Genomic DNA, 23133 nt, shown 5'->3' on the forward strand with positions numbered 1-23133 from the left:
GACCCCGAAACACATAATGAGCCACATAATCTTGTGCTGCAATTGATTGAGCAAATCAAAGCCACTAAACGCTAGCCAATAACTTCACCGCCCGCCAATACGGACTACCACTCAATACAAAAACCCAAACAACCAAAGCGGAATCTTCCCCTCCACCCCAATCTCCAACCCATCCGCCACCACCCAAGCCGCCGCTTCATCCTTGATCTGCTTCTTCGATTTGGATTTACCCCCGACTTCAAATACATACTGCCCGTCAACCAGAAAATCCCCACTTTTGGGGTAATTCAGGGTGTGGTGGTAAGACAGCATCGAAGCAAAAAACGTCTCACGCAGCGTCCCCGCTTTAGGCTGGTTACAAAAAACAGCAAACAGGTTAGTGTTATCCAGATACAGCTTTTCCGGTTTGGAAATAATGCTGACCCCGCTGGATTTCGCCCCCAACAAACGCAACAACCCCGCAGCCTGCAACAAACCAAGGTATTTGTAGAGGGTTTTCTGGTTCAGTTCCACCGCGCCGCACAGCTTGGACACATTGATGTCGTAAGGCTCGCTTTGGCACAACATCACCATCAGCTTTTTCAGTGCGTTCACTTTGTCGTAGTCAATCGGGTAAAGCGCGGGGATGTCCGTCTCGATCACCTGCATCGACGCATTCAGCAAACGCGGCAAATAGGTTGAACCCGCCTCGCGGTAAAATGGGTAAGCACCGTGTTCCAGATACGCGGGCAAATACGCCAAGGGTTTGATGCGGCTGACGGTTTCCAACGCCAGGTGCGGATGGTGTTGGAGCAGGGCATCCAGCGTCACCGCTTCAAAGGTTTCACCCGTTTCCAATTCCAGAAACTCGCGGAATGACAACACCGGCAAACGGTACAACATCGCCCGACGGCTCAAATCCGCCTTGGCATTGTCAATCGCAGTTGCCGATGAACCCGTGAAAATGACCTTGAGGTTGAAATAGCTGTCGAAAATCAGCTTCAGATCACGCTCGAAGTATTGGCATTTGTGGATTTCGTCGATGATGAGCAATTCACCGCCGATTTTCTGGAATTCATCGGCGATGCTAAACAGCCCGTGCTGCCCAACCAAGGGGTGGTCAGCAATCACATACAGCACCTTGGTTTCCCGCGCCACGGATTTGAGGTATTGCAGCAGCAGAGTGGTTTTACCCGCCCCGCGTGCGCCCATGATGCCGATCAAGCGTTGCGAAAAGTCGATTTTCCGAAACAGGAAACGCTGGTAATCTGGCAGCTTTTGCGTCCTGATTTGACTGGAAAGGTGCTGTAGCGGCTCAATCATCTTACTGTGATGCCTGTATTCGTGCGATTTTTTAGTATTATAATGCTAAAAATTCCCAATGTCTTGCTGTGATGTATTCACTCACTGTCAGCAAAATATCAGCTTTCCCCCGTAACCTGTCCCCATCGACAACCAACCGATGGAGACAACACCATGAAAACCACAATCCGCCAAACCCTGCTTGCCACCCTGATCTGTTCACTGGGAGCTTTTGCAACGATGACCAGCACCGCCACCTACGCCGCCAGCCAAAGCTACATGCCGGAAGAAAACGCCACCCACGAAGGCACTTGGCTGCAATGGCCGCACCAGTACACCTACGGCGCAACCTACCGCAACCGCCTCGACGCGACATGGGTAGCCATGACCAAGGCGCTGGTGCAAAGCGAAAACGTCCACATCATTGCCTACAACGCCACCGAGAAAACCCGTATCCAAAGCTTGCTGCTGAATGCAGGCGTACCCCTCGCCAGTGTCAGCTTCCTGATTAGCCCGACCGATGACGTGTGGGTACGTGACAATGGCCCGATCTTCGTGCGCAACCAGAGCGGGCAATTGCAAATCAGCGACTGGGGGTTTAATGGCTGGGGGCTGGATACACCGTACAGCAAGGATAATGCCGTGCCGTCAGCCGTCGCCAAACAGCTTGCCATGCCGCGCATCGACCTCAACAAGGTGGTGCTGGAAGGTGGCGCGATTGAAGTTGACGGCAAAGGCACACTGCTGGCGACCAAAAGTTCCGTACTCCAGAACAAGCGCAACCCGACCCTGACCCAGGCGCAGGTGGAGCAATCACTCGCCACTTACCTCGGCATCAGCAAATTCATCTGGCTGGATGGCGCACCTGGCGGCAAGGAAGACATTACCGACACCCACATCGACGGTTTCGCCCGCTTTGGCGACGAACGTACCCTCGTCACCATGAGTGCGACCGATCTTGGCTACTGGGGTATTTCCAGCAAGGACATCAACACCCTGTACGCCGCCAGCAATGCCAGCGGCACACGCTACAACCTGGTGAAATTGCCGCTGACTGCCAAAAATGTCGTGACCACTTATGGCAAAAACCTCGGTTACAAAGGCTCTTACGTCAATTACTATGTCGGTAACAACGTGGTGCTGATGCCTGCCTATCAGGATGCCAACGACAGCGTGGCGAAAAACATCCTGCAAACCCTATACCCGACACGCACGGTGGTAGGTATTGATGTGCGCAACTTGTTCGCCAACGGCGGCATGGTGCATTGCGTGACCCAACAACAACCCTTCGCCAACTAACACCGGAGTCGATAACCATGATGAACCGCCGCCGATTCCTCTCCGCCAGCCTGCTTGCCGCTGGCAGTTTGCTCGCTACACACCGCTTTGCATGGGCAAGCCCCGGCACTGGCTGGCGGATGCCCGATGAAAGCGAACCCCACATCAGAACATGGATGGCTTTCGGTGCATCCGAAGGCATTTGGGGCGAGAAACTGCTACCAGAAGTCCGCCGCAACCTTGCCAGTATTGCCACCACGATTGCCCACTATGAGCCTGTTTCCATGCTGGTACGGGAGGAAGAATACGACATCGCTGCAAAGCTATTGGGACATTCTGCTGTCAAACTGATCGTCGCGTCGCTGGACGATTTGTGGATGCGCGATACTAGCGCGGTCTTCGTCACTAACGCCGAAGGCGAAAAAGCAGCGGTGAATTTCAACTTCAATGGCTGGGGTGAAAAGCAAGATTTCGATCAGGATGCTGAAGTTGTCACATTAGTCGCAGAAGTCGCAAACGTACCATTGTTGGAAACCGATTTGGTGCTGGAAGGTGGCGGCATCGAAGTTGACGGCCAAGGCACTGCTATCATCACCGAAAGTTGTGTGTTAAACGACAACCGTAACCCCGGTGTCAGCAAAGCCGCGTGCGAAGCTGAACTCAAACGCCTGCTGGGTCTGGAAAAAATCATCTGGCTGCCAGGCATCAAAGGCAAGGACATCACCGACGGACACACCGACTTTTACGCCCGCTTCGCCCGTCCCGGCGTGGTGGTCGCAGGTTTCGACCCAGACCCGCAATCATTTGACCATGCCGTCACCAAACGCCATCTGGAAATCCTCAAAACCGCCACCGACGCACAGGGCCGCAAACTGGAAGTTGCGGTAATGACTGCTCCGTCCAAGGTGCGTGAAAAATATGCCAGCGACGATTTCGCTGCTGGATACATCAACTTCTACGTGTGCAACGGCGCGGTGATTGCCCCCGAATTCGGTGATGCCAAAGCGGATAAAGCCGCGCACGATACTCTGCAAAGCCTGTTCCCGGCTCGTGACATTGTGCAAATCGGTATCGACGGTGTAGCGGCTGGCGGTGGCGGTATTCACTGCACTACGCAACAAGAGCCGAGGTGAACAGACTCCCGGTCTATTAATACACTCATCCGTTACGGGTTGGCGGAAGGGGATGAGGAGAGCGTGTTGCACAAGAAACTTTCTTGCGGCAACGCTACCCCATACTGCTGCAACAGATACCAAATAGCCCTGATGGTTGAATGTTGCGAATTATCCAGCACCCGTCTAGCCTGTGGCAGTTGTGTCTGATAACGGGCATGGTTTGTGCAAGATTTCAAACAGGCTTCCAGCATTTCCAGCGTTGGCATTATCAGATGCTGGAAATGTGGCAATGCTTGCGCCAACACCAGCCCCGCCGGATCAAAATCGACAAAGGCAAACACAGGGCGTTGCAAGGCTTCCAGCAATGCGATGGTGTGATCCTGCTGATAAACCGGGCTGCCCCGAAACACCACCAAGGGGTTTTCCCCGGCAAGGGAGAAATCCATCTGAGCTTGATGAATGCGCTCGAAGGCTTCCCAGTTTTCCACCACCAGTACCGTCTCGTGTTGGCTTTGTTGCGCAATTATTTGCCAATTCACATCCAGATTGCTGCCTTCCGGCAATACCAGCCGTGTTCCACCGAGTAACAAGGCTTGTTGTGGCAAGTGTTTGATGGCAACCCGTTGTTGACGCACTGCCGAATGGGTGAGTTTTTCATTGCTGCCCAGTGCCAGACTGTCGGTGCGGCTTAAACCATCCCATTGGGTCGGGTCGGTTGTGTCTGCATCAATGTTTTCGGTTTTCAGCAGCAAGGCACGAATCTGGCTTTTATCCTGTGGCGAAAAGTGCAGGCTTGTACCCATGACCGTACCAATATTGTAATCCTGCTGAAACTGGTTCAAACCTTTGCTGCGAGGAAAACGCGCTTCACTGCTTTGGCAAATCTGGAGCAGGCGTTTGATCAGGTTTTTTTCCACAACTGAATATCCATGACCACGATGTTGCCGGAATAACGGTGTGCCAGCGGTGCTTCGACCCGTTGCATGACGAGGGTGTTGGCGATGTTGGCGTCGTTGGTAAACAAGACTTGCACAGCATGAAGCACATACATGATCCATGCCTCTGCTATGGGCAGTTCGGTACTGGTTTGCTGGTGTAGCCAGTGCAAGGCAGACAGCGGTTGTAATGACTCACGTGCCGCGTGCAAATAACGCTGAAAGGCAAGCTGTATCGGTTTCGGCTGGAGGGTAATTACTGTTTTGGTATCACTGCCTGCAATTAATTGCCCTGCCGCCCGTTCCCGAGTGATTTTGACCACCGTGGCAGGAATGGTGCGGGCGATGTCAGCCAACGCTTCCCGTACCGTGGTGCGTGACAAATCGGGATGCGTGTGGATGGTGATGCCGGTAAAACGTTGCGCCCACACGGGCAGTTGTTGCGGCAGATCTTCCAGCTCCGGCGGCTGGTAATCGGGGTTGCGGTTGAGGAAATGTGCAAAATTGCGCAGGCGTTTGGCTTCCGGCTCAATCTGGCGCAAGCGGTACAGGTAATTGCGCAAGGTGGCGGTAATATCCAGCAGGCTTGCCCGCCATTCATCCAGCGGGGCTAACAATTGGTGCTGGTAGACTCGCAACAACGGTGCAAGCAGGCTGGAACTGTTCAGTAACTCCAGCACACCCGTGGTTTGCAATGACAATAACGCATCCCCCAGTTTTTCGGCCTGTTTGATGTAGTAGGCGTTTTGCCGCTGCTTTTCTGCCAGCGTGCTGACGTGGGCAAAACGGTTATCGGTCAAGGTACGTAACAGCAATAAACCAGCGGCAATGCTTGCGCCCAGTTCAAACACACCGGTGTCAAAGTCCGCTTCGTAATTGTCGCGGTCATCGCTGCGGTTTTCGTGGCTGGCTTTCTGGTATTCGTCAGCCAAATGCAGCAAGCGGTTGAATTGCTCTTCAAAGTTGCTGCTGATGGCGTAGTTGCGTTGCCGTTGGAATACTTCATCCAGATGGCGGGTCAGGCTGGGCGCGAGGCGGAATTCGTCTTGCAGGTAGGGCGACAAAATGCGTTGCTGCTGTAACTGGCGGATGGCACGCTGGTTGTCGTCCGTCAATATGATGCTGTTGCGGTGGTAGGTTTCCGCAATCAGTTGGCGGTGCATGTGCAGCACACCCAGGTAGGCAACAATGCCGTCGGTGGTGGCATTCACAGCAATGCCCCCTGCGGCATATCGGATTCCTCCACATCGCTGACCGCTTCGTGCTCCATCAGGAACTCAATCACTTCCATGATGTACTCAATTTTACCGGTCACGCGGTAAATTTCCCGTTCGGGGTTCACCAGCACCAGATAGCCTTGCTTGCAAAAATCGGTGAGTATTTTCACCAGACGGTTGCGGTCGGTGTTTTCGGCGCGTAGCCCTGCCTGATTGGTGAGTGATTGCAAGTCATTGCGCAGGCTGGGGTTGGCATCAATCACGGTCATGATTTGATGGGTTTCAAGGATCGTACCAGCGGTGAGAATGTCGTCTTGCTGGGTAATCCGCATCAGCAATTCGAGGAAGGTGACAATGGGGCGTAGGGTTTGCTTGATGTCCTTGAAGGTTTTGTGCGCTGACTTTTTACCGTCGGCATCCATCTCAAGGTGAGTGCAGAAAAACGCGCCACCGTGGCGGGTTTGCACCAGTTTCAAGCCGATTTTTTCCAGATAGGCGTCAATACTGGCTTGGTGATTGGGGTCACTCAGGTAAGCATGGGCAGTTTGCTGGGTGAAGGGGCAAATGAATTCGCCTGCCAATAACAGCGGGATAATTTGCTTAAACATGGGGCAATACCTCGGTGTCAGTCGGTTCGTCACCTGTGCCAATGCGCACTTCAGCCAAACGCCGATCCGGTTCGACCGTAAAGCGGTGTTTGAACAGCGCCAAGGTTTCGGGGTCGGGGTCAGGGAAGGCGGAAACCAGCGTGATGTTATTGCGAGCCAACAGTTCCAGAAGTGCGGGGATATTGCCGCTATCCAGATCTTTGAGTTCGTCCAGTGCCCAGACGATATTGACCTGTGCATGACGGCGGATACGGTTGATGAAAGCCACGAAAATAATCACCAGCACCAGATACGACAAGCCGTTGGAAGACACCGCCTCCAGATCGGAAGCGCGGTGAAAGGTGCGGCGGTTGCCGTTTTCGGTTACTTCGCCCTGTAAACGGAGCAGGTGTTTGAGGTCGGCGCGGATGCCGGATTTGACTTCCCAATGTTCCAGCAATCGCCCGATGGTTTGCGCAAATTCGACCGGCGGCAATTCCTGGTTCAACCCCATCATCCACGGGCGGTTGGTTTCCACCATGTCGCAAATGGCAGGCCAATATTGCAGTTCCTTGATGGTGGAAATGACTTCAACATGCACCTTGCTGATGCTGTCAAACACCGTGTTGTTGTCGAGGTTGGCTTGCAGTTCACGGTTGAATTGCAGCACTTTCAGGTGGAATGCTTCCATGTCCTGATGAAATTTCAGGATGCCGCTGGCAATGGCACGGGCATCCACCAGCAGCAGGCGTTGGGTGTCGGTATGCGCGGTCGTGAACCATTCCTTGAAAACCGGCAACCATTCGCGCCAGGCATACGGCAGCAAATCACGCTGGTGGGTGGAAAGAAATTGTTCCGGCGGTGTGCCAGAAGCCGTGTTGAATCCGCGTTGCAGGCTGGTGATATGCCGTTTCAGTTCTTTGCCTTGTTGCGTTTCAATGTCACGTTGCTGGTTAGCCCGCAGGGTGAGGGTATCGAGTGTCCACGTCGGGTCATAATCGGGAGTGGGGTTGTCGGGGTACTGTTGCAGGCTTTCCCATTGTTGGCGCACGGTTTTGCATTGGTCCTCCAAAACCCCCACTTGTTTGCCTAACCGTTCCAATTCAGTCTTAAGCTCGTGTTGGCGTTTTGTCCACTGGCGTTGGTGTTCGGTCAAGGCTTGCGTGTGTGTGTTTTCGTGGTTGCGATGTTGGGCGGCAGTTTGGGTGTAGGTTTCGTATTGCACCCAGTCGTGTTTGAGCCAGTGTTTCCAGGCATTAATTAAGTCGGCATCACGGCGAATCGCTGCCAGTGTTTGGGTCACTTGCTTTAGGTCGTTTTCAAGCACTTGCAGTTTGTCGGTATCCACGCCTTCGTTGCGCAGGGCAGCATTGCGTTCGTTATCGTATTCGCGTTGTTTGGTTTTCAGTTCCTGCTCTGCCATGTCCAGCCGTATTTTCAGGGCTTGCAACTGCGTGTCGCGCTGGGCTTGACGTGTTTTGCGCCTGCTTTGGTAGTCGGCTTGGCGTTGCAGAGTGGCAGCACGGATTTCGTTATCAAACTGGTTCAGGGTTTGGCGGTGTTGCTGCAACGTGGCTTGAGCGGCGTGCAGGGCAAGGTCTGCTTGTGCCTTGGCATGATGGCGGCTGTGTTCGAGTTGGCGGTTGGCTTCGGCGACTTCGGCTTTGGCTTGCTCAAGGTGTGTTTTGGCTTGCAGCACGGTTTGCCGTTGGGTTTGGCAGGCAGCGTCAGCCGCTTCACGCGCCTTGTTGAGTTTCTCCCATAAGGTGTGTTTGGTTTCGAGGGTGGTTTTGGCAGCCTGGCATTGGGCTTCCGCTTGGGCAATGGCTTGCAATGCCGCTTGCGGGTCTGCCAGACGGTGGGCATCCAGTTTGTCCAAATCCAGTGCCAGACCGTAAAGCGACGGGATGGAATCCAGCAAACTGGGGCTGAGATCGGTACGGGTGAAAATGTCGGGGCGGATCACTTTGGCAATGTCCCGCGTCCATTCGGGGTGTTCCTGCCGCAAGAAGTGCAGCAGTGTGCCGGTTTCCGGTTGGTGGAAACGCTTGGTATCAGCCAGCTCTTTGTTGGCCTGTTCGAGTACTTGTTTTGCCATGCTGACTTGCCGTTCTTGGTCATCCACGGCTTGTTTGGCTTGGCGGTAGGCGGTGTCCAGTTTTGTCAGTTGCTGTTCTTGCAGGTCTTTTTCTTGCTGGCGTTTGTCCTGTTGCTGGCGTTTCTCTTGCAGGTGCTGGGCAATGGCTGGGTTAGGTTGCGGGTGCTTGGCATCCCGTTGGCACGCCCCGACGTTGGTATTGGCGGTTTCCACGGCTTGTTGCAGGGGAAGGCGTTCAGCCGCCTGATGATTGGCAAACTGTTGTTCCTGCTGGTTAAAATGGTTTTCCAGTGCCAACAAATCTGCTTCACAGGTTTTGGTGAGGGTTTCACGCTGTTGCTGGATGTCTTCGCGCTGGCTGTCAAAATGTTCTTTCAGCGCGTCTTTCAGTTGTTTGTAGGTGGCATCAATTTCGCTTTGCTTGCCCAGCAGGGCAGTTCTGCGTTGTTGCAGGTTGGTTTGTTCCAGTTTGAAATCGGCTTCGCGTTCTGCCAGTGCGGCTTTTTGCTCCACCGACTGTTGGGCGTACTGGTCACGTTGCTGGGCTAAGGCGTTGGCTTGTTTCTCGGCAAACTCCGCTTCCTGACGGGCTTTGCGCTGTTGGTCGACTAGGGCAATACGTTTTTCTTCATACGCCGTATATTCCTGATCGGCTTGTACTTTTTGCTGGGCATATTGGCTGCGGATACTTTGCTGGGTGGCATCCAGATGTTCCTGGAGGCTGCGGTATTGGGCGCGGATTTCGCCGAGTGCCTGTTCGGCTGCGACGAGGTGTTGATGGGCAGTATCGGCAGCGTCGAGCGTTGGGGCAAGTGCCATCACTGACTGGTAGGCTTGGTAGTGCTGCGGCCAACTTTCGATTTTGCGGCGATCACCGGAAAGCGACAGGGTGCTGTCTTGTTCGGCAATGCAATCCACCACCATGCTTTGCAAATCTTCAAAGTTGGTTTTGCGCCGGAACATGCCGCTGACGATTTTTTCGATTTGTGTGAGCGGGCGGTTGCTGTGGGTAAAGGCATAGTCGGCAATCAGGGCACGTAACTGTTTCTGGCGTTCCCGGTCGCGTGTGCCGCTGTGGGTGGCTTGAATAATGGCGCGGTATTCAGCCAGTGATTCGATTTGTTCGCTGCATGAATAGCCATTGGTACGCAAATGTTTGGCAAGGTCAGGTGCTTGGAGAATACCACCTGCCACATCAATAAACTGCTGCAAGGCATATCCGGCACGGATGAAACGGAAAAATACCCGTTCCCCGTTACGGTCGGCATAAGCCACAACAAGGCGTTTTTGCCCGTCGTAACGTTGGTATTCGTACACAAGGTAGGAGGTGGTATGTGGCAGGTAATAGCCGGTGAACGATTTGCGTCCTGCTTCGGTGGTGACAATGCGGTTAGGGCTTTCGCCGTAAAACAGCAACAGCAATTGTAGTAGGGAGGTTTTGCCACGCCCGTTGCGCCCGGTCAGGACTGCACCGCCATCCAGTGCCATTTCCACGATGCGCCCGCTGCTCAGGGAGTCGATCAGGATCAGGCGCAGGAGTTGGAAACGGGTTGCTGGTGCGTGTTGTTGTGTCATGTCATTGGCTTGCATTTGCGGCCCGTCAGGAAACTTCATACAATCGTATGACGCATTGTATTACAGCCGGAGTTGCCTTGCCATGAGCCTGTCCATCCGTCTCGACAAAACCCTTGAAGAATCCCTGCGGCGGCGCTTGCAGGCTGACGGGATTTCGTTATCCGATTTCATCCGCGACGCTATCCGCGACAAACTCGCCAAAGAAGATGCCAAAACCAGCCCGTATGCCTTGGGGCAACACCTGTTCGGGCGTTACGGCAGCGGGCGTGACGATCTCAGCACCAACCGTAAGGCACTGCTACGGGAGAAGCTGAATGCCAAACATCGTCGTTGATAGCGGCGTTTTCATTGGGTGTGACCGGAAGTGATGCTATTTTTGCGGCTTCGCCGTTACCCCTCACCCCAACCCCGCACCCAGCCCCTTACAGGGTCGTCCCTCAAGGGGAGAGGGGCTAAAAAACATCTTTCTTACTCCCCCTCGCCCCTTGAGGGAGAGGGGGCAGGGGGGTGAGGGGTAATTCGGAGGGTGATAATTGTGCTAAGCACCACTTCCGGTCACACCCGTTTTCATTGCCCTGTTTGACAACAGTGACCGTCATCATGCACAAGCAAAACAGTTCATCCGCGATGTAGAGGGGCGTTTGCACACCAATCTGGCGGTGATTACCGAGGTGGTGCATCTGCTGGATTTTTCCCAGCAAGCACAACAGGACTTTCTGTTTTGGGTGCAACAGGCAGTGCAAATTGATGAATGTACCGTTGGTGACTGGGGGCGCATCCTCGCCTTGCTGGAGAAATACGCCGATCTGCCCGCCGATTTTGCCGATGCTTCGTTGATTACGTTATGCGAACGCTTGCACACACGCATGGTTGCTAGTGTTGATAGCGATTTTACCGTATACCGCGATTATGCACGGCAACATTTCACCAACGTGTTCTGGGGAGAATCTTGACGTGTTATCCACTGCCGTTGCTGTTATGTTTGGAGTTTCCTATCTTGGTGAATGTTGTCTGCGCATTATTTCTGCTGATCCACAAACCATACCGCCGCTTCCACCCGCGAACGCAGGTTCAGTTTGCGCAATAAATGCTTGACGTGAACTTTCACCGTGCCTTCGGTAATGCCCAGTTCCCGCGCTACCAGCTTGTTACTTTTTCCTGCTGCGACCCGCTCCAGAATGCGCTGTTCCTGTTCAGTCAAACCGGCTTCGGAACTGCTTTTGGGGTGGGCGGCATCGTGACGCATGGCGTGTGCCAATAAATTAATCAGGCGTTCGGTGAGAGTTATACGTCCTGCCGCTGCTTCCGCCAGCTTTTCCACCAAATCTTCAGGTTCCATTTCCTTGAGCAAATAGCCATCTGCGCCTGCGCGTAACGCTGCCACCAAATCACTCGCTTGATCGGAAACTGTCAGCATTACCACCCGTGCATCACTGCCAGAGGCTTTGATGACTTTTAATACCTCAATGCCGCTCATGTCCTTCATGTTCAGGTCGAGCAAGATTATGTCGGGGGCAAGTTCCAACGCCATGTCGATGCCTTCCTGTCCGCATGAAGCTTCCCCGACGATGATGAAATCGGGCACCATATTGACCAGATAACGCACACCTTTACGAAACAGGGGGTGATCATCCACGATCAGCAGGCTTTGCGGGGTTTCAAGCGGCATGGGCAATCCTTGTTTTGGGAGTGAAATCGAGTTGTACGCAAGTGCCGCCACCCGTGCGCGGCAAATATTGCAGTATGCCATGCAGGGCGCGGGCGCGTTCGTCCATAATTGCCATGCCGTAATGGTGCAGGTTGGCGGTTTTTTGGATTCCCGTGCCGTCATCTTCGATACGCAATTGCAGGCTATTATTATCGTCTTGACGCTGCAACGATACCCATGCTTGGCTGGCGTGGGCGTGTTTGAGGGTGTTGGATAAGGCTTCGCGCACGATTTGCAGCAAGTGAATTTCTTCGTTGGGGGTTAGGTTGAGATTGCCCAAACTGACTTCCAATGCAATCGGCAAGTTGCCACGTTCCGCAAATTCGGTGGTGGTTTGCGCCAGTGCCATGCCCAAATCGTCGTCTTCCATGCGCAAGCGGAAGGTGGAAAGCAGCTCGCGCAATTGCTGGTAGGAGCTGTTGAGGCCATCACGTAATTCTTCCAGTGCTGCGGTTACTTCGTTGGCATCCGCTGGATTTTTCACTGCCATGCGTAAGCGGCTGACCTGGATTTTCATGTATGCCAGCGATTGTGCCAGCGAGTCGTGCAATTCGCGGGCAATGACGGCGCGTTCTTCCAGCAGGGACACGCGACGGTGTTGTTCGCTGCGCTGTTCCGAGGCGATGGTGACACCGATGTGGCGCGATAAGGCTTCCAGCAATTGCACTTGCCAGTGTTCGGCGGTGGTGTCGGCGGGGACATCGACCGCTAACATGCCGTAGCGTTTTTCGGCATCGGTGAGTGGCATCCGCAAGATTTGTCGCCCGTCAGGAAGGGTGTCCATACGAGCGGCGTGCGGGTCGTGGCATTCGACGCAACTGTTGGCGTGGGTACATAAGGGGCTTTTGCCCTGGCTGGCGGTGGTGGCAACGACTTCGCCTTGCTGATTATTGTCTTCTTTGAGGCAAATCGTGCCATTGCCCAAGCCCAGCACGGCTTCGGCATCCTTGAGGACATTTTGAAATACGGCACGGTCAGGGGCAATGCCGTGCAAGCGGGTGATGGAGCGGTACAGCAAATCCAGCGAACGGTTGCTGCGGGTGAGTTCGGCGGTTTTTTGTTCGACTCGCGCTTCGAGGTCTTGGTAGAGCTTGGATAAATCTTCTGCCATGAGGTTAAAGGCTTGCCCTAATTGCCCGATTTCGTCTTCGCCGCCGAGTTCGGTACGTACCGCGAGATTGCCTTGGCGGATTTGGTCGGTTAGTCCCAATAGCCCTTTGAGTGGGGTGACAAAGATATTGGTTACCAGATAAATGGAGAGGATCACGGCGAGAATTGTACCAATCACGGCAACGCCCAAAATGATACGTAACACAAAAATCTTGGCTTCGGTGGCTTCTTCAATTTGCTTGACCAGATTGTTGATGTGAGCCACGAATTGCGGAACGGCATCAAGTAGTTGGCGGTCAACTGTCGGTACGGTAGGGCTGGTCAATAGGGCTAACAGGTCGGGTTTGATACGTTGCTGCCAGTCGCTTTCGACTTGCCGATACACTTGTTTGAGCGAGGTGGTTTCGTCAGCGGGCAAAACAGAGAGGATTGAGGCCGCCACTAAATCGTTTTCAAAGCGTTGGACGGCTTGTTGCAAGTCGTTGCGGTGCGTAGGGTCTTGCAGGACACGTTGGTAAAGCGATGCCATGCGCCAGCTTTGCATCCGCAAACTTCCGGCAACGTTGATGGCTTCGCCGTTGCCTTGAGTGGTTTCCGCGACCATCCACGAGGTGGACATGCCGACAATTGCCAAGACGGTGATGGCAGCAATCATCCCGCCTAGCCGTAGCAGCAGGGAATTTTGGAGTTTGTTCCACAGAAGGCGATTCACGCGGTGGTTTCCTCGTGTTGTTATCGGATGCTGCGCTTTGGCTCTAGGGTAATATATTTGAGGGTGAGGAGGGTGGAAATAACGATGTACTACTTTGGGGATAGTTGCCGAAATTTAGGCATTGCACACGTCCTTTTCGTGGAGCGCGTCTGGTGAGTTAGAAGGTGTACCACCTCTATGCTGTCACCACCAAGGCTCAAGCAAGGTAATAACAAAAAAATAAATTAAAACAGTATCTTATATTGATTATCATGTACCACCAAAGTGGTACTGCGCTCTTGTTTTTGCCTATTACCCCCCACTGTTCTCAGGTGTTTTATCGGCGTACAACTGAACCTGCAACCCATTTAGGGTTTACGTGAGGTAAGGTTATGGCAACGCAGCAATACAAGGCTTGGTCGGTCGTGATCATGAGCACACTGGCATTCACCGTGTGCTTCATGATCTGGATGATGTTCGCCGTTATCGGCATCCCCATCAAGGAAACCTTGGGTTTAAACGAAACCCAGTTCGGTATTTTGGTCGCAACACCTGTGCTAACAGGCTCACTTATCCGCTTGCCTTTGGGTATGTGGACAGACAAATTCGGCGGACGCATTGTCTTTACGGTGTTGATGCTGTCAACGGTTATCCCTATCTGGTTGATTTCTTACGCGACTGAATTCTGGCATTTCCTGGTAGTAGGGTTGTTCGTAGGGGTGGCTGGTGGCTCATTTACCGTGGGCATTGCCTATTGCGCACGCTGGTTTCCCAAGCATCAACAGGGGACTGCAATGGGAATTTTTGGGGCAGGTAATACCGGGGCGGCAGTAACCAAACTGGTTGCACCCATTATCGTGGTGGGCTACGGCTGGACGATGGTCCCCAAAGTTTATGCGGTGTTGATGCTGGTGATGGCGATTGTGTTCTGGTTTTTTACCTTTAGCGATCCTAGCCACAAAGTAGGCAAATCGGTGACGGTGCGTGAGCAGTTGGCGGCATTAAAAGATCCCAAGGTATGGCGTTACAGCCAGTACTACTCCATCGTGTTTGGTGGTTACGTAGCGTTGGCGTTGTGGATGACCAAGTATTATGTCGGTGAATACGGTTTTGATCTGAAAACAGCCGCGTTTTTGGCTGCTGCCTTCAGTATTCCGGGGGGCGTATTGCGAGCCATCGGTGGTTATTTCTCCGATAAGTTTGGCGCACATACCGTGACTTGGTGGGTCTTGTGGGTTTCCTTGGTATGCCTGTTCTTCCTGTCTTATCCGCAAACCAGCTTCACGATTCAAACAGTCAATGGTTCAGCCAGCTTTTCGTTGGGGCTGAGTGCCACGGTATTCACCATCATTATGTTCACCCTCGGTATTGTCTTCGCCATTGGTAAAGCTTCCGTTTTCAAATACATCTCAGACGATTACCCCGACAACATTGGCGTGGTGTCTGGCGTGGTGGGCTTGGCGGGCGGTTTGGGTGGTTTTCTGATGCCGATCATGTTCGGTGCATTGCTTGATCTCACTGGCATTCGCACCTCTGCCTTCATGCTGATGTTTGGGGTGGTGTGGGTGTCGCTGATGTGGATGTATTTCACCGAAGTACGCCCAGTTCACGCCGATTTACACGAAAAGTCCCTCACCACAAACCTTTAATGCGAGGAATACCTGATGACTGATATTAAAAATTGGGACGTGGAAGACACCACGTTCTGGGAAAGCACCGGCAAGAAGATTGCCAACCGCAATTTGTGGATTTCGATCCCCAGCCTGCTGATGGGTTTTGCCATTTGGCTGATGTGGGGAATCATCACCGTGCAAATGGCAAATCTGGGCTTTCCGTTTAAAACCGAAGAATTGTTTACCTTGACAGCTATTGCCGGTTTGTCGGGTGCAACGTTGCGGATCCCAGCTTCGTTTTTCATCCGTATTGCGGGTGGGCGTAACACCATTTTCCTGACCACGGCATTGCTGATGATTCCGGCATTGGGGACAGGGCTTGCCTTGCAGGATAAGGATACGCCGTTGCTGACCTTCCAGATTCTGGCGTTACTGTCGGGCATTGGTGGCGGTAACTTTGCGTGTTCAATGTCAAATATCAGCACCTTTTTTCCGAAGCGTTCCCAAGGAACTGCGCTGGGTCTGAATGCTGGCTTGGGTAACTTTGGTGTCACTACCATGCAAATCCTGATTCCCTTGGTGATGACCATGGGTGTGTTTGGCGCGTTGGGTGGTGACTCCTTGCCGCTGGCGAAAGATTCCGGTTGGATTCTGGGCAAAATCACTGCGGGAACACAAACTTGGATTCAAAACGCAGGTTTGGTGTGGCTGGTGTTTCTGATTCCTTTGGCGTTTTTCGGCTTCTTTGGGATGAATAACCTGCTGCCGATTTCCCCGAACATTGGCGGTACGATTCCGGCATTTATCAAAATCCTGTGGTTGTACGGCTTGGCATTAGCAACCTCGGTTTTGGGCTTGTACTTCTACCTGCCTGCACCGACAGGCTTAGGTATCCTCAATATGTGGATTGCGTTACCACTGACCATTGTACTGACTTTGGGCGTGATGAAACTGGCGGCTTTTGGTGAGATGAAAGCCAATATCAGCAAGCAGTTTGCCATTTTCAGCAACAAACACACTTGGTCAATGACGGTGTTGTATGTGCTGACGTTCGGTTCCTTCATCGGTTTTTCAATGGCTTTGCCACTCTCGATTAAAGTCATTTTCGGTAGCAGCCATGTGCTGGATGCAGCCACCCAAACTTGGGCGCATAACCCTAACCCTAACGCGATTCCAGTATTTGCTTACGCATGGATTGGCCCTTTCGTGGGGGCATTGATTCGCCCGGTTGGTGGTTGGATTTCTGACAAGGTGGGCGGTTCTATCGTCACCCAGGTGATTTCAGTGGTGATGGTCGCGGCTTCTGCTTACGCGGGTTACATCATGATGCAGGCTTACCAGTCGGCTACCCCGGAAATCTATTTCAACCAGTTTTTGATCACGTTTGTGGTGTTGTTTGCCGCTACCGGTATTGGTAACGGTTCGACCTTCCGCACCGTTGGGGTGATCTTTGACCGCCTACAAGCTGGCCCGGTATTGGGCTGGACTTCAGCCGTTGCCGCTTACGGTTCGTTCATTGCGCCGGTGGTGATTGGTGATCAGATCAAAGCGGGTTCACCGGAAAATGCGATGTATGGCTTTGCGATTTTCTATGCGCTGTGCCTGATTTTGAACTGGTGGTTTTACCTGCGCAGTGGCAGCGAGATCAAGAATCCGTAAGACAAGGAGATTTGAAATGGCAATTCAACAGTATGACGAAAATCTACAAACCAACCCTTACGCGATTTATACCCTAGCGTTAGAGGTAGATGGCAAACAAATCCTAACCGATCAGGAAGGTTACATCCAAAACATGGATGAGTGGAGCGAAGGTTTCGTGGAAGCCCTCGCTGAACGTGAAGGCTTGGTGTTGACTGATGAGCATTGGGAAATCATCGAGTTCCTGCGTGAGTACTATCAGGAACACGGCGTACAAGCCCCGGTGCGCGATATGCTCAAGCACTTCAAAAAGACATGGGGTGAGGAATTCGCTACCAACCATTACCTGCACGAAATTTTCCCTAAAGGCGGCCCACAAAAGCAGGGCAACCGCTTGGCAGGAATCCGTAGAACCAAAGGGGAGCATTGATTGCCATGAGCCATTTTTTAGACCGCTTAATGTATTTCACCCGCCCAAAGGAAAGTTTCGCTAACGGTCATGGGGTGATGACCATCGAAGACCGTAAATGGGAAGATTCCTATCGCCACCGCTGGCAGCATGACAAGGTGGTGCGTTCCACCCACGGCGTCAACTGCACCGGCGGCTGTTCATGGAAGATTTTTGTCAAAAACGGCTTGGTTGCGTTTGAAATGCAACAAACCGATTACCCGCGTACCCGCGAAGACCTGCCCAACCATGAACCGCGTGGTTGCCAGCGTGGTGCCTCCTTCTCGTGGTATCTGTACAGCCCGCACCGCATCAAATACCCGCTAATTCGGGGACGTTTGCTTGATCTGTACCGTGCGGAACGCAAGCTGGGCAAAGACCCGGTGGAAGCGTGGGCAAGCATTCAAGCCGATGACAGCAAACGCCAAAAGTACGTGGCAGTGCGCGGGCTGGGCGGTTTCGTGCGGGCAACGTGGGAAGAAGTAACTGAAATCACTGCTGCCGCTAACGTCCACACCATCAAGAAATGGGGGCCAGACCGGATTTACGGCTTCTCCCCCATCCCTGCGATGTCAATGATTTCCTATGCCGCAGGCTCACGCTACCTCTCGCTGATTGGTGGGGCTTGCGGTTCTTTCTACGACTGGTATTGCGATTTGCCAGCCGCCTCCCCACAAACATGGGGCGAACAGACCGACGTGCCGGAATCAGCGGATTGGTACAATTCCACCTACATCATCATTGCCGGGGCGAACCTGCCAATGACCCGTACCCCGGATGCGCATTTTGCTTTCGAGGTGCGTTACAAAGGCGCGAAAATCGTCTCAATGGCACCGGATTACGCCGAATACGTCAAAGCTGCCGATTTATGGATGCCAGTGCGTCAAGGCACGGATGCCGCCGCGTTCTTGGCAATGGGTCATGTGGCACTGAAAGAGTTCTACATCAACCAGCAAGACCCCTATTTCCAAGAATACGCCCGCACTTACACTGATCTGCCGATGCAGGTGATGTTGCGTTCGCACGAAAACGGCACGTATGTGACTGACCGTTTGTTACGTGCTTCCGACTTCGACGGTGCATTGGGCGAAACCAACAACCCGGATTGGAAAACCATCGTTTATGACGAAAAAGGCGGTACGTTTGTCGTGCCGAATGGCTCAATCGGTTTCCGTTGGGGTGAGGAAGGCAAGTGGAATTTGCTGCCGAAAAATGCCGCTGACCAAAGCGACATCCAAGCCGAACTGACTTGCATCAACAGTAAGGATGAAGTGGTTTCCGTCGGCTTCCCGCACTTCAATCACGACGAACCTAATTTGCTGTTCCGCAACGTGCCAGTACGCAAGGTGACGCTAGCAAACGGCGAAACCGCGCTGGTCGCGTCGGTATTTGACCTGCAAATTGCCCAGTACGGCATTGATCGTGGCTTGGGTGGTGACAATGTTGCCAAGGATTACGGCGATGCCAGCGTGGCTTACACCCCGGCATGGGCGGCGAAAGTTACAGGTGTGAAAGCGGCGGATATTGAGCGCACCGGGCGTGAATTTGCCTACAACGCTTCCAAGACCAAGGGTAAGTCGATGGTCATCATGGGGGCGGCGATCAACCACTGGTATCACAATGACCTGACCTACCGTTCCATTATGAACTTGCTGCATATGTGCGGCTGTGTGGGGCAATCCGGCGGTGGTTGGGCGCATTACGTGGGGCAGGAAAAGCTGCGTCCGCAAGCGGGTTGGGCACCGATTGCCTTCGCGCTCGACTGGCAGCGTCCGCCACGCCACATGAATTCCACCTCGTACTGGTATTTCCACACTGACCAGTGGCGTTACGAAACGCTGGATGCTGACACGCTGTTGTCACCTGCCGGGAAAGGCAAGAACAAAGGCAACTCGCTGGCAGATTACAACGTAGCGGCGGCTCGCATGGGCTGGTTGCCGACCGCGCCACACTGGAACATGAACCCGTTGGAATTGGTGAGTGAGGCAGAAAAAGCCGGGGCAACGGATGAAGCCAGCATTGGCAAGCACATCGTTGGCAAGCTGCAAGACGGCTCGCTGGATGTAGCATTCGCCGACGTGGACAACCCCACCAACTGGCCGCGCAACCTGTTTGTGTGGCGTGCTAACTTGATTGGCACTTCTGCCAAAGGGCATGAATATTTCCTCAAACACCTGCTGGGTGCGCAAAACGGCGTGCTGCAAGAAAGTGGCGCAGGGCGTGGCAGCAAGCAAGTGAAGTGGCACGACGACGCCCCCATCGGCAAGCTCGACTTGATGGTGGACATCAACTTCCGCCTCAATTCCACAGGTGCTTACTCCGACATTATCCTGCCCACCGCAACGTGGTATGAGAAAAACGACCTCAACACCACTGATATGCACCCTTTCATCCACCCGCTGGCGGAAGCAGTGTCACCCGCGTGGGAATCCAAATCCGACTGGCAGATTTTCAAGTCCATCGCCAAGACTTTCTCGCCACTGGCGGAAAAGCACCTCGGCACACGCAAGGACGTGGTAGCCCTGCCCATGCAACACGATTCCCCAATGGAACTGGCGCAACCCTTCGGGCAGGTGGTGGACTGGAAACGTGACGGTGTTGCCCCCGTCCCCGGCAAAACCATGCCGATCCTGAAAGTGGTCGAACGCAATTTCGGTGACACTTACAAAAAGTTCATCGCGCTAGGGCCGCTAATGGTCAAGCTCGGCAATACCATCAAGGGAGTGGACTGGAACACCGAAGCCGAATACGAAGAGTTGAAGAAGTGCAACTACACGGTGAAAGACCAGGGCGTTTCCTTCGGGATGCCGTCGCTGGAAGAGGACATCAGCGTGTGTGATGCGGTCATGCGCATGGCTCCTGAAACCAACGGTGAAGTGGCGCACAAGGCATGGTCAGCGATGTCGAAGAAAACCGGCATTGACCATCACCACCTGTACGCCGGGCGGCACGAGGACAAAATCACCTTCCGCGACATCGTGGCGCAACCGCGCAAGATCATTACCGCGCCTACTTGGTCGGGGATTGAATCCGAACACGTGTCCTACACCGCTGGTTACACCAATATCCACGAACACATCCCATTCCGTACTCTGACCGGGCGGGCGCATTTCTATCAGGATCACGAGTGGATGCTGGATTTCGGTGAAGGTTTCTGTTCTTACAAACCAATGGTGGATCTGGGCGAACTCAAGGGGCTGCCTGCTGCTGTCCTCAACAAGCCGCACCTGAGCCTGAACTGGATTACCCCGCACTCCAAATGGGGCATCCATTCCAGCTATCAGGACAACCTGCGGATGCTGACCCTGTTCCGGGGCGGGCCTTACGTGTGGGTGGCGGAAGACGACGCCAAAACCATCGGGCTGGAAGACAACGACTGGGTGGAAGCGGTCAACCACAACGGCGCAACCGTGGCACGGGTGATCGTTTCCCAACGTATCCCACGCGGCATGGCGATGATGTACCACGCGCAGGAAAAGAACATCAACGTACCGGGTTCGCCTTCCACCGGGAAGCGTGGCGGTATCTTGAACTCCGTGACCCGCGTGCTGGTCAAGCCGACCAACATGATTGGTGGTTATGCGCAATTGGCGTACAGCTTCAACTATTACGGCACGGTCGGTTGCCAGCGCGACACGATGGTGGCTTTGCACAAGATTGCGGACAAGGACGTGGACTGGCTGGAACGCCCGCTCACTCCGGCACGCGAAGCGCAACGCAACCCTGTTGGTGTTGGCCCCAAGTAAGGAGATTTACATGAAAGTCAGAGCACAATTCGCATTCGTCTTCAACTTGGACAAGTGCATCGGTTGCCACACCTGTTCCGTGACCTGCAAGAACGTGTGGACAAACCGCAAAGGTGTGGAATACGCCTGGTTCAACAACGTCGAGTCCAAACCGGGCATCGGCTACCCTAAAAATTGGGCAAATCAGGAGCAGTGGAAAGGTGGCTGGGAACTCAAAGGCGGCAAGCTGGAGCTAAAATCCGGCGACCGCAAGTCCAAGCTGTTGAACATTTTCGCCAACCCGGATATGCCGGAAATTGACGACTACTACGAGCCGTTCACCTACAACTACGCGCATTTGCAGAATGCGCCGCTGTTGGAGGCGACCCCGACCGCTCGCCCGCAATCGCAGATTACCGGCGAGACGATGGAGAAAATCCACTGGGGGCCAAACTGGGAAGACGACCTTGCAGGCGAATTCGACAAACGCAGCAAGGACAAGGACATGGACGGCATCCAGAAAGAGATGTACCGCCAGTTCGAGAACACTTTCCACATGTATTTGCCGCGCATCTGCAACCACTGCCTAAACCCGGCGTGTGTAGCGGCTTGCCCATCCGGCTCGATCTACAAACGTGAGGAAGACGGCATTGTACTGGTGGATCAGGACAAATGCCGGGGCTGGCGGATGTGCATTTCCTCTTGCCCGTACAAGAAGGTGTTTTACAACTGGGAATCCGGCAAGGCGGAAAAGTGTATCGGCTGCTACCCACGGGTGGAATCCGGGATGCCAACCGTGTGTTCCGAATCCTGCGTCGGGCGCATCCGTTACAACGGCATTATGCTGTACGATGCCGACAAGATCGAAACGCTGGCAAGTACCCAGAACGAGCAGGACTTGTACGAAGCCCAGTGCAAGATTTTCCTCGACCCCAATGACCCATCCGTGATCGAAGCAGCGCGGACGGAAGGCATCAACGAAGACTGGATTATCGCGGCGCAAAAATCGCCGATCTACAAGATGGCGATTGACTGGAAGATTGCGTTCCCGATGCACCCGGAATTCCGTACCCTGCCCATGGTGTGGTATGTGCCACCGCTTTCCCCAGTGCAATCCCAGATCGACCAAGGCAACCTGCCGGTCGGCCCGGATGGTGCAATCCCGCTGGCGGGGACGATGCGTACCCCGATCCAGTACCTTGCCAACTTGTTGACCGCAGGCAAGGTTGCCCCGGTGGAAAGTGCCTTGAACCGCCTGATTGCGATGCGCAGTTACCAGCGTTCCGTCCACGTGGAAGGCGTGGCTGATACCCGCGCTCTCGACAAGGCAGGTATCACCGAAGAGCAAGCCAAGGAAATGTACCGCTATCTGGCGATTGCCAATTACGAAGACCGTTTCGTCATCCCTACCGGGCATGAGGAAGTGCGGCTGGAAGACTTCTATGCCTTCCAAGGGCAGAACGGCTTCACCTTCGGCAACGACTCTTCCGCAGGTATTTCCAAAACCTCCCTGTTCCCGGAACGACGCAAGGAAACGGTGGAAGTGTGTGTTATCCAACCCTTGTCGAAACTGAAGTAACAGGAGATAGCTTATGTTTTACCGATTACTCGCAAGGTTGCTGGATTACCCCACTGCCGAATTGCAGGCAGCACTGCCGGAAATCTGGGCGCAACTGGAACAGCTACCCGAAGGGGAACGCAAGGTTATCAGCAACTTCCTCGCGCATTTGCACTGGGAGGACATGACCGAATGGCAGGCGCTGTATGTGCGTACTTTCGACATGATTCCTGACAATGCCCTGCACCTGAGCCATCACCTGTTTGGGGATGACAAGAACCGAGGACCCGCGCTGATCGACCTGACTGAATTCTACAAGGAATACGGGTTGGAACTGGCAGCCAACGAACTGCCGGATTACCTGCCGTTGATGTTGGAATTCAGCAGCCAATTAAGCCGGGTGGAAGCCAAAATGTTCCTGAGCCAATGGGTCAAAGTGCTGAACCAGCTTGCCCAGAACTTGGAAAAGGTGGAAAGCCCTTACGCGCCGCTGATCCGCCTGATTGAACAACGCAGCCAACTTGTCGCTGCTAAAGCGGCATGAAAGGAGGAATGA

General features: G+C 53.7%; 17 protein-coding genes. 10 read left to right on the forward strand and 7 right to left on the reverse strand.

Annotation, left to right across the window (positions count from 1 at the left end; translation table 11 throughout):
* Positions 1-111: 111 nt before the first annotated feature.
* Positions 112-1302: an AAA family ATPase gene (locus B2U47_RS01165; protein WP_296673994.1), complete on the reverse strand. Its 1191-nt coding sequence runs from the start codon at positions 1300-1302 to the stop codon at positions 112-114.
* Positions 1303-1455: 153 nt separating this feature from the next.
* Between B2U47_RS01165 and B2U47_RS01170 the strand changes: the two genes are divergently transcribed.
* The gene (locus tag B2U47_RS01170) at positions 1456-2580 is read left to right on the forward strand and encodes an agmatine deiminase family protein (protein ID WP_296673995.1); all 1125 of its coding nucleotides are present in this window, start codon (positions 1456-1458) and stop codon (positions 2578-2580) included.
* A 17-nt stretch (positions 2581-2597) separates the two neighbouring features.
* On the forward strand, positions 2598-3692 hold the full coding sequence (locus tag B2U47_RS01175) for an agmatine deiminase family protein (protein ID WP_296673997.1): 1095 nt from the start codon (positions 2598-2600) through the stop codon (positions 3690-3692).
* Positions 3693-3724: 32 nt separating this feature from the next.
* On the opposite strand, the gene B2U47_RS01180 is transcribed toward B2U47_RS01175, so the two are convergent.
* From B2U47_RS01180 to B2U47_RS01195, 4 genes are read right to left on the reverse strand one after another with little or no spacing between them, the layout of a single operon-like run.
* On the reverse strand, positions 3725-4591 hold the full coding sequence (locus B2U47_RS01180; RefSeq protein ID WP_296673999.1) for a DUF7281 domain-containing protein: 867 nt from the start codon (positions 4589-4591) through the stop codon (positions 3725-3727).
* Complete coding sequence (locus tag B2U47_RS01185; RefSeq protein WP_296674000.1) at positions 4576-5820, reverse strand: hypothetical protein; 1245 nt, start codon at positions 5818-5820, stop codon at positions 4576-4578. Before B2U47_RS01185 ends, B2U47_RS01180 begins: the two co-directional genes overlap by 16 nt.
* A complete protein-coding gene (locus B2U47_RS01190) occupies positions 5817-6434 on the reverse strand; it encodes a condensin complex protein MksE (RefSeq protein ID WP_296674002.1) in 618 nt (205 codons plus the stop codon). The genes B2U47_RS01185 and B2U47_RS01190 overlap by 4 nt, the downstream gene beginning before the upstream one ends.
* On the reverse strand, positions 6427-10125 hold the full coding sequence (locus tag B2U47_RS01195) for an ATP-binding protein (protein ID WP_296674003.1): 3699 nt from the start codon (positions 10123-10125) through the stop codon (positions 6427-6429). The genes B2U47_RS01190 and B2U47_RS01195 overlap by 8 nt, the downstream gene beginning before the upstream one ends.
* Positions 10126-10168: 43 nt before the next feature.
* Here B2U47_RS01195 and B2U47_RS01200 point away from each other — a divergent pair, with 43 nt between their 5' ends.
* Together B2U47_RS01200 and B2U47_RS01205 are read left to right on the forward strand one after the other, a co-directional pair.
* Complete coding sequence (locus B2U47_RS01200) at positions 10169-10420, forward strand: ribbon-helix-helix protein, CopG family (RefSeq protein ID WP_296674005.1); 252 nt, start codon at positions 10169-10171, stop codon at positions 10418-10420.
* Positions 10421-10655: 235 nt separating this feature from the next.
* Positions 10656-11039: a type II toxin-antitoxin system VapC family toxin gene (locus B2U47_RS01205; RefSeq protein ID WP_296684006.1), complete on the forward strand. Its 384-nt coding sequence runs from the start codon at positions 10656-10658 to the stop codon at positions 11037-11039.
* A 65-nt stretch (positions 11040-11104) separates the two neighbouring features.
* On the opposite strand, the gene narL is transcribed toward B2U47_RS01205, so the two are convergent.
* Together narL and B2U47_RS01215 are read right to left on the reverse strand one after the other, a co-directional pair.
* Entirely contained in the window at positions 11105-11755 is a 651-nt protein-coding gene (gene narL / locus B2U47_RS01210) for a two-component system response regulator NarL (protein ID WP_296681362.1), read from the reverse strand.
* Entirely contained in the window at positions 11745-13616 is a 1872-nt protein-coding gene (locus B2U47_RS01215) for a histidine kinase (protein ID WP_296681365.1), read from the reverse strand. The genes narL and B2U47_RS01215 overlap by 11 nt, the downstream gene beginning before the upstream one ends.
* 371 nt (positions 13617-13987) lie before the next feature.
* On the opposite strand from B2U47_RS01215, the gene B2U47_RS01220 reads away from it, so the two are divergent.
* Genes B2U47_RS01220 through narJ form a run of 6 tightly spaced genes read left to right on the forward strand, consistent with a single transcriptional unit; the run spans position 13988 to position 23121 of the window.
* Positions 13988-15244 (forward strand): MFS transporter, encoded by a 1257-nt coding sequence (locus B2U47_RS01220; protein ID WP_296681368.1) that lies wholly within the window; start codon positions 13988-13990, stop codon positions 15242-15244.
* Positions 15245-15259: 15 nt separating this feature from the next.
* Positions 15260-16867: an MFS transporter gene (locus B2U47_RS01225; RefSeq protein WP_296681370.1), complete on the forward strand. Its 1608-nt coding sequence runs from the start codon at positions 15260-15262 to the stop codon at positions 16865-16867.
* A 16-nt stretch (positions 16868-16883) separates the two neighbouring features.
* Complete coding sequence (locus B2U47_RS01230; protein ID WP_296681371.1) at positions 16884-17276, forward strand: TusE/DsrC/DsvC family sulfur relay protein; 393 nt, start codon at positions 16884-16886, stop codon at positions 17274-17276.
* Positions 17277-17281: 5 nt separating this feature from the next.
* Positions 17282-21040, forward strand: coding sequence for a nitrate reductase subunit alpha (locus B2U47_RS01235; protein WP_296681373.1), 3759 nt, complete (start codon positions 17282-17284; stop codon positions 21038-21040).
* A 10-nt stretch (positions 21041-21050) separates the two neighbouring features.
* On the forward strand, positions 21051-22598 hold the full coding sequence (gene narH, locus B2U47_RS01240; protein ID WP_296681375.1) for a nitrate reductase subunit beta: 1548 nt from the start codon (positions 21051-21053) through the stop codon (positions 22596-22598).
* A gap of 13 nt (positions 22599-22611) precedes the next feature.
* Positions 22612-23121, forward strand: a complete 510-nt coding sequence (narJ, locus tag B2U47_RS01245; protein ID WP_296681377.1) for a nitrate reductase molybdenum cofactor assembly chaperone — start codon at positions 22612-22614, stop codon at positions 23119-23121.
* Positions 23122-23133: the final 12 nt, after the last annotated feature.

Source organism: Thiothrix sp. UBA5583, assembly GCA_002425225.1.
Lineage (GTDB): Bacteria > Pseudomonadota > Gammaproteobacteria > Thiotrichales > Thiotrichaceae > Thiothrix > Thiothrix moscowensis.